Origin of the sequence: Kitasatospora sp. NPDC096077, assembly GCF_040303245.1 — a bacterium.
In the GTDB taxonomy this organism is placed as follows: Bacteria; Actinomycetota; Actinomycetes; order Streptomycetales; family Streptomycetaceae; genus Kitasatospora.
On sequence record NZ_JBEOSV010000060.1, the window covers coordinates 47,000 to 53,572 of the forward strand.

The following is a 6,573-nucleotide window of genomic DNA, read 5'->3' on the forward strand; positions in this document are numbered from 1 at the left end:
CAGGAGGCCTGCGGCGGAGCCGGTCGTGGGCCTGATCGGGATGGACGCCCGGGTCGCGTGGTGAGACGCGACGGCACCGGGCAGGGTCGGTCGGTCCGTGCGGGCAAGTGGTGTGCCCACGGCTTGCCCGCACGGACCTCTCCGCGGACGGTCCGTAGGTCCTACCGTCTCGCCATGACCACATCCGCCGAACTCGGCCTGCCCGCGCTGACGGTGGCGCCCGGTGGCGTGGCCACCACCACCCTGACGGTACGCAACGACCTCGACATCGTTGAGGCGTACACGCTGGAGGTGGTCGGCGATCTGGCCGCGTGGACGACCGTGGAGCCGGCCCGGGTGTCGCTGTTCCCCGGGACCTCCCAGACCGTGACGGTGCGCCTGGCGCCGCCGCGCACGCCCGCCGCCCGCGCCGGTGACTTCCCGCTCGGCATCCGTGTCCTGCCGACCGAGCGCCCCGAACTGGTGACGGTCCCCGAGACCACGGTCACCGTCACGCCGTTCCACGAACTGCAGGCCGCGCTCGCGCCCCGCCGCCGCCGCGGCTGGCTGCGCGGCCGCTACCGCACCTCGGTGCGCAACCTCGGCAACGCCCCCACCACGGTGGCCGTCACCCCGGCACAGGCCGGCGAGGACCTGCGCTTCGCCACCACTCCGGAGCGGCTGCGGCTGCAACCCGGGGAGTCCGCCGAACTGCGGCTGCAGGCACGGGCGCGCAAGCTGATCTGGTTCGGCAAGCAGGCCACCTGGCCGTTCGAGGTCTCGGTGGGCCCGGAGCAGGCCGCGGAGGGCAAGCCCACCGCCGCCGGGGGCAAGGCCGGCGACGGGAAGTCCGGCGAGGGCAAGGACGGCAAGGCCGCCACTCCCCCTGCCCCCGTCACCCCTGCGGCCCCGGCCACCCCTGCGCCCGACGCCGCCGCGACGGTCCAACGGCCGCTGCTGAACGGCGAGTTCATCCAGCTGCCGATCTTCCCCAAGTGGCTGCTGGCCCTGCTGGCGGCGATCATCGCACTGCTGCTGGCCTGGTTCGCCCTGGTCCGCCCGGCGGTTCGCAGCTCCGCTAAGCAGGCCGCCGAGAAGGCCGTCGCCCAGCAGATCGCCACCCCCAACCCGAACGCCCCCGAACCCGGCGGCGCGACGGCCGCCCCCGGCGGGAACCCGGGCGGCAACCCCGGCGGCCAGACCAAGCCCGGCTCCGGACAGCCGACTTCCGGCACCGGCGGCGGCCCGGGCCTCGCGCTGCCGGGCACCGGCCAGCAGAGCTCCGCCACCATCGACGTGCAGACCGGGGGCGGCGGGACCGGCACCGGCAGCTACCAGGTGCCCCACGGCAAGGTCTTCGACATGACCGACCTCGTGATCGCCAACTCCCAGGGCGACCAGGGAGTGGTGACCATCATGGCGGGCAAGCAGATCCTCAACACCATCGCCTTGGAGACCTTCCGCAACCAGGACTACCACTGGGTGACTCCCATCCAGGTCCCCGCGGACCAGGCTGTGACGGCGACCGTGACCTGCGAGGCCCCGGGCACCCCCGCCTCGGGCAAGCAGGCACCCACGTGCCACGAACTCCTCAACATCAGCGGAACGTTGAGCGACATCCGACAGGCGCACTGATCCGTTGCCCCCGGGGCGGGCCGTCCTGCCCGCCCCGGGGGCAACCGGACCGGAAAGGTGCACCCGCCGCACCGGCGGTGTCAACGAGCCCTTTCCCCCCGGGACCACCCCGTCCGCCCCCAGCGATCTCGCTCCCCCCATCTCCTCTCACGCCCTGTGACCATGTCAAACCCGACGGCCACCGCGGTCGGCACCCACGCCGACCGACAACCCGTTCGAACCGCACCGATACGGGCCCTGTGCCCTCCCGGGGAAGTCCTGACCGCACTCCGAGGGCAGACGACCCGTCCCCCACGGACCCCCGGGCTGCCCTCCGCGTACGTTACTGACGCGTACTCAGTACATCAGCAACCCGGCGCCGATCCGCCCCCGTGGCCCTCCTGAAGCCGTATACGCACCGGATCACCACAAGAGGGCAACAAACCCACCGCCACACCCCCGCACCGACCGAACGGGCGGTCTGCCGGGAACCCGACCCCCTCGGCGCTCCCGGCCCCGCCGCCTGGTGCCGGAAACGCCGTTGAGCACCGCCCCCACGGGACGGTGCTCAACGGTTCGTCGGTTTCGTCACACCTTCATCGTCTTGACCGCTACCGTCGCGGCCCCACCACGGCGTAGACCGACGCGCCGGCCCCCAACAGCACCAGCGCCGTCCCGGTGGAGGCCGTCGTACCGGGCGGGAAGGTCAGCCAGTGGAGCACCGCTCCCACCGTTCCGTTCGGCGCCGGGGTGAGCAGGACCACCGCGAGCCAGGCCGTCGGCAGCGTCCAGGCGAACGCGGCACCGCACAGCACCGTCCCGAGCGCGGCCAGCCCCACCAGCCCCGCGCAGTCCCGCACGATGACCTCCACCGGCGCGAGCCCCGCCCCCGCCGCCCGGACCGCCAGCACCACCGCCCCGGCGAACACGCCGATCAGCAGCGCGTGCGCCAGCCGGCGGGGAGCCCAGCACAGCCCGGCCGTCCGCTCCAGCACGACGTCCGTCCCACCGAGCCCGATCGAGCAGGCCGCCACGTTCGCGCTGAGGACCAGGACCGTCTGCGCCTGGTGCTCCGTCCCCGCGCCGTCCGGCCGGGTCAGGGCCCACAGTGCCGACGTCATCAGCACGACCGCCGCGGCCGAGAGCGGCACCTGCCGGGAACGGGCGTACAGCACCAACCACCTCATCGCGCCGCCTCCCCGCTCACGATCGGAAGCACGCCGAACGCCGAGCAGGAGAGCATCGTCGCCCGCAGCGCGGCGATCCGCGCCCGCTGCTCGGCCGGCGGCGCCGACGTCAGCTGCTCCCAGGCCGCGTCCGCATCCGCCCAGATCCTCAGCGAGTACGCGTCGCCGCCCTTGTCGGCGAGCGGCTGGAGCCGTGCGTCGTGCAGCGCCCAGCTCACCGCGATGCTCTGGACGGGAATGTCGGGGCGCCCGCCGCCCTCCCGGTCGTTGCTCGGGCGGCAGTTCGGGGCCAGTCCCTGGGCGATCAGCGCGCGGGTCAGCGCCTCGCCCGTGGCATCGCGGAACAGCCGCTCGTCGAAGTCGACCAGCACGGCATCGGCGGGCAGCCGCCGTTCGGCCCCGATGTCCCGCAGCTCGGTGTCCTCCCGCACCGCGCTGGGCGCCGCGTCGCCCAGGACCTCGTGCAGCACCTTCAGCGCCTCCTTGCTGCGGAGGGCGACCTCGGGCAGCCGGTCGCTGTTCACCCTGGTCACACAGACCGGCCCGGAACAGACCGGTGCGGCGGCGGCCCGGTCGACCACATAGCTGTCCCGCGGGGCACCCGGGAGGACCAGCAGGGCCAGGGCCAGCCCGACCACGACCGGCAGCACGGCGAGCGCCCGACCCCGTCGGGTCACGGCGGACAGCAGGGCGAACCCCGTGCCCAACAGGCCGAGCAGCCAGAGCGCCTGGCCGAGGTGGACAGTCCAGGAAAGGGTCAGCAGCAGTTCCCTCGGCCACGCGGTCGCCAGGGAGAGCTGGGTGAGCTGGTTGGCGGCGTGGCCCGCGGGGTGCGATCCGTCGCTGTTCGGCGTGAGGGACATCGACAGCAGCAGGAAGCCCAGCGCCAGCGCCGGCGGGGTGAGCACGGAGGGCAGCGCCCGCGCGACACCCATGCCGAACACCCCGCCCGCGACCAGGCCGAGTATCGCCACCAGCGAGATCGGCAGCCAGCCCAGCGGCAGATAGGTCGTCGGGCCGAGCGCCACCTGGACCCCGCCCACCAGGACCAGCACGCCGAAACCCACCGCCAGCGCCAGCGCCAGCGCACCGCCCGGCGCCGCCGCCCGCCGCCAGGCCGGGCGCGGCGTGCTGCTCAGCAACTCACCCATCCGCGAACGGGAGTCGCGCAGCCCGTACACCGCCCCGAAACCGACGGCCAGCGGCCACCAGAAGACCAGGAAGGAGCGGGTCCACATGGCCATGGAGGTCCACTGCGCCGTCCACCCGGCGGCGCCCCGCCACCAGATCCCGTCCATCAGGAAGAACACCGCGAGGCTGCCCGCCAGTACGGCGAGCCCGGCCCACGGGGCGACGGAGCGCCGCAGTTCGATGCCCAGCACCCGTCCGTTCACCAGTTGCCCCCCGTCCGGCCGGAGTCCTGGAGCAGGGCCGAGTAGCCGCGCTCCAGCGGGCTGTCGCCCGGGTGCTCGGCGCCGCCCGCGGCGGCCAGGTCGTCCGGGGTGCCCTGGAAGACCAGCCGCCCCTCGGCGAACAGCACCACGTCGGAGCAGGCCGCCGCGACGTCCTCGACCAGGTGGGTGGAGACCACCACGCAGGTGTCCCGGCCCAGTTCCTGCAGCAGCTCGCGGAAGCGCAGCCGCTGCGCCGGGTCCAGTCCGGCCGTCGGCTCGTCCAGCAGCAGCACCTCGGGGTCGTTGACGATCGCCTGGGCGATGCCGGCCCGCCGGACCATACCGCCGGACAGCGTCTTCATCCGGTGGTCGGCCCGGTCCGCCAGACCGACCCGTTCCACCGCCCGTTGCACGGCCGCCGGGACGGCCGCCTTCGGCACCTCCTTCAACCAGGCCATGTACTCGACGAACTCACGGACCGTGAAGCGCTTGTAGTAGCCGAAGTCCTGCGGCAGGTAACCGATCCGGCGCCGGAGCGCCCGGTGGTCGCCCAGCCCGGCGACGGAGGTGCCGAGCAGTTCCAGCTCACCCCCGGCCGGCCGCAGCACCGTCGCCAGCGCCCGGATCAGGCTGGTCTTGCCGGCGCCGTTGGGCCCCAGCAGGCCGTGGGTGCCGAGGCCCAGGGAGAGGTCGAGTCCGTCGACGGCCAGCTTCTTCCGGCCGACCCGCACGCGCAGGTCACTGGCCCGGATCTCCCAGCCGTAGGTCTTCGGCGCGGTCTCGGCCGCGCGCGTCATGGGCACCATGCGGTGACCCCTTTCGAAGGTCGATGGTTCTTTCACAGCGTCGAGTAGGCGTTCCGCCGGGCGATCACGGCGCCGACGGCGAGGAGCAGGAGCACCGCCCAGGCCGGCATCCGGTCCGCCTCCAGGGCGAGCCGCACGGCGAGCGGGACGTGGCCGGTCAGGCCGGTGGGCACCAGCACGGCGATCCCCCAGGCGGCCCCCAGACCGGCGGCGGCCCGGGTCACCCCGATCACGCTGCCCAGGGCCAGGGCGGTGGAGGTGAAGGCCAGCGAGGGCAGCAGCCACTGAGCGGCCGTCGTCGTCCCGGTCAGCCACCCCGTCAGCAGGAGCCCGGGCAGCACCACGGCGAGCACCGCCGTGGTCCGCCTGAGCAGCAGCGGCAGGCCCGCCCGGGCGGTCGAGGCGGTCAGCTCGTACGCCGGGTCCAGCACGCGCGACCAGGCCGCGGCGACGCCGAACAGCGGCAGCACGGGGGCCACCAGCGACACCGGCGAGGCACCGCCGAGCGGCGTCCCCGGCGCGACCGCGTCCAGCAGCAGCGCCGCCAGGGTGACGGCGGCCGTCATCGCCAACCAGGGCGCCATCACCGGGGTCAGCCAGGCCGACACCCAGCGCGGGCGACGGCGCCGCGCGGACGGCTCCCCGGCCGCGTCCAACTGCGGCTCCAGGGACGCCAGGACGGTGTCCAGCAGCGCGCCGACCTCGGGCGCCCCGGCGGCCACCGAGGCCGCCAACAGGCTCCGGCACGACGCGCAGTTCTCCAGATGGGCCTCCAACGCCCACACGGTGTCCGCCGCCATCGGCACGTCACCCCGGGCGTAGTCGTCGATCAACCGCCTCGACGCGTGTTCCTCCCTCATCCCAGCGCCTCCCGCATCGCGATCCGGGCCCGGCGGGCGCGGGTCTTGACCGTGCCTTCGGGCAGTCTGAGCAGCACGGCCGTCTCCCGGACGGAGAGTCCGTCGAGCACCGTGGCCTGCAGTACCTCGCGCAGTTCCGGCGCCAGCCGCCGCAGCGCGTCGCCGACGTCACCGCCGACGGTCCCGGCGAGCGCCTCCTCCTCGGCGGCGGGCACCACCGACCGCTCGGCGGCGGCGACCGGCGGCTCGGCGTGGTGGGCCCGGCGCCGGAACGCGTCGACCAGCCGACGCGCCGCGATCGTCCACAGCCACCCGACGGCCGTCCCGCCGACCGCACTCCCGGCGAACGCGCCGGCTGCGCGCCACACCGCCAGATAGGTCTCCTGCATGACCTCGGCGACGATCTGCTCGTCCGAGCAGCGGCGGCGCAACCGCACCACCAGCCACGGCGACGTCCGGCGGTACAGCTCCTCGAACGCCCCGCGGTCGCCCCTGGCCACCAGCCGGAGGAGGCGTTCCTCGTCCAGCTCGTCCAGTGCTCTCCTGCGTGATCTCACACCAGCCAGACGCCCGCTACGACGTGCAGGTTCTCGTCGTCGCGTGACCTGCGTCACAGTTGACCGGCCCGTTGTCCCGGAAACGCGAAAAGGCCCACCCGGTAACCCGGGCGGGCCTTTTCTGAAGAATTGTTCGGCGGCGTCCTACTCTCCCACAGGGTCCCCCCTGCAGTACC

General features: G+C 74.0%; 6 protein-coding genes. 1 reads left to right on the forward strand and 5 read right to left on the reverse strand.

Annotated elements, in window-relative coordinates; genetic code table 11:
- The first annotated feature begins 174 nt into the window (after positions 1–174).
- Complete coding sequence (locus ABTZ03_RS34190) at positions 175–1,614, forward strand: COG1470 family protein (RefSeq protein ID WP_350517045.1); 1,440 nt, start codon at positions 175–177, stop codon at positions 1,612–1,614.
- A 590-nt stretch (positions 1,615–2,204) separates the two neighbouring features.
- Here ABTZ03_RS34190 and ABTZ03_RS34195 read toward each other — a convergent pair.
- Genes ABTZ03_RS34195 through ABTZ03_RS34215 form a run of 5 tightly spaced genes read right to left on the reverse strand, consistent with a single transcriptional unit; the run spans position 2,205 to position 6,397 of the window.
- On the reverse strand, positions 2,205–2,780 hold the full coding sequence (locus tag ABTZ03_RS34195) for a hypothetical protein (RefSeq protein WP_350517046.1): 576 nt from the start codon (positions 2,778–2,780) through the stop codon (positions 2,205–2,207).
- Entirely contained in the window at positions 2,777–4,174 is a 1,398-nt protein-coding gene (locus ABTZ03_RS34200) for a hypothetical protein (RefSeq protein WP_350517047.1), read from the reverse strand. The genes ABTZ03_RS34195 and ABTZ03_RS34200 overlap by 4 nt, the downstream gene beginning before the upstream one ends.
- Positions 4,171–4,980: an ATP-binding cassette domain-containing protein gene (locus ABTZ03_RS34205; RefSeq protein WP_400929759.1), complete on the reverse strand. Its 810-nt coding sequence runs from the start codon at positions 4,978–4,980 to the stop codon at positions 4,171–4,173. The genes ABTZ03_RS34200 and ABTZ03_RS34205 overlap by 4 nt, the downstream gene beginning before the upstream one ends.
- Before the next feature lie 32 nt (positions 4,981–5,012).
- The gene (locus ABTZ03_RS34210) at positions 5,013–5,840 is read right to left on the reverse strand and encodes a zf-HC2 domain-containing protein (RefSeq protein WP_350517048.1); all 828 of its coding nucleotides are present in this window, start codon (positions 5,838–5,840) and stop codon (positions 5,013–5,015) included.
- Positions 5,837–6,397, reverse strand: coding sequence for an RNA polymerase sigma factor (locus tag ABTZ03_RS34215; RefSeq protein WP_350517049.1), 561 nt, complete (start codon positions 6,395–6,397; stop codon positions 5,837–5,839). Before ABTZ03_RS34215 ends, ABTZ03_RS34210 begins: the two co-directional genes overlap by 4 nt.
- Positions 6,398–6,573 lie beyond the last annotated feature (176 nt).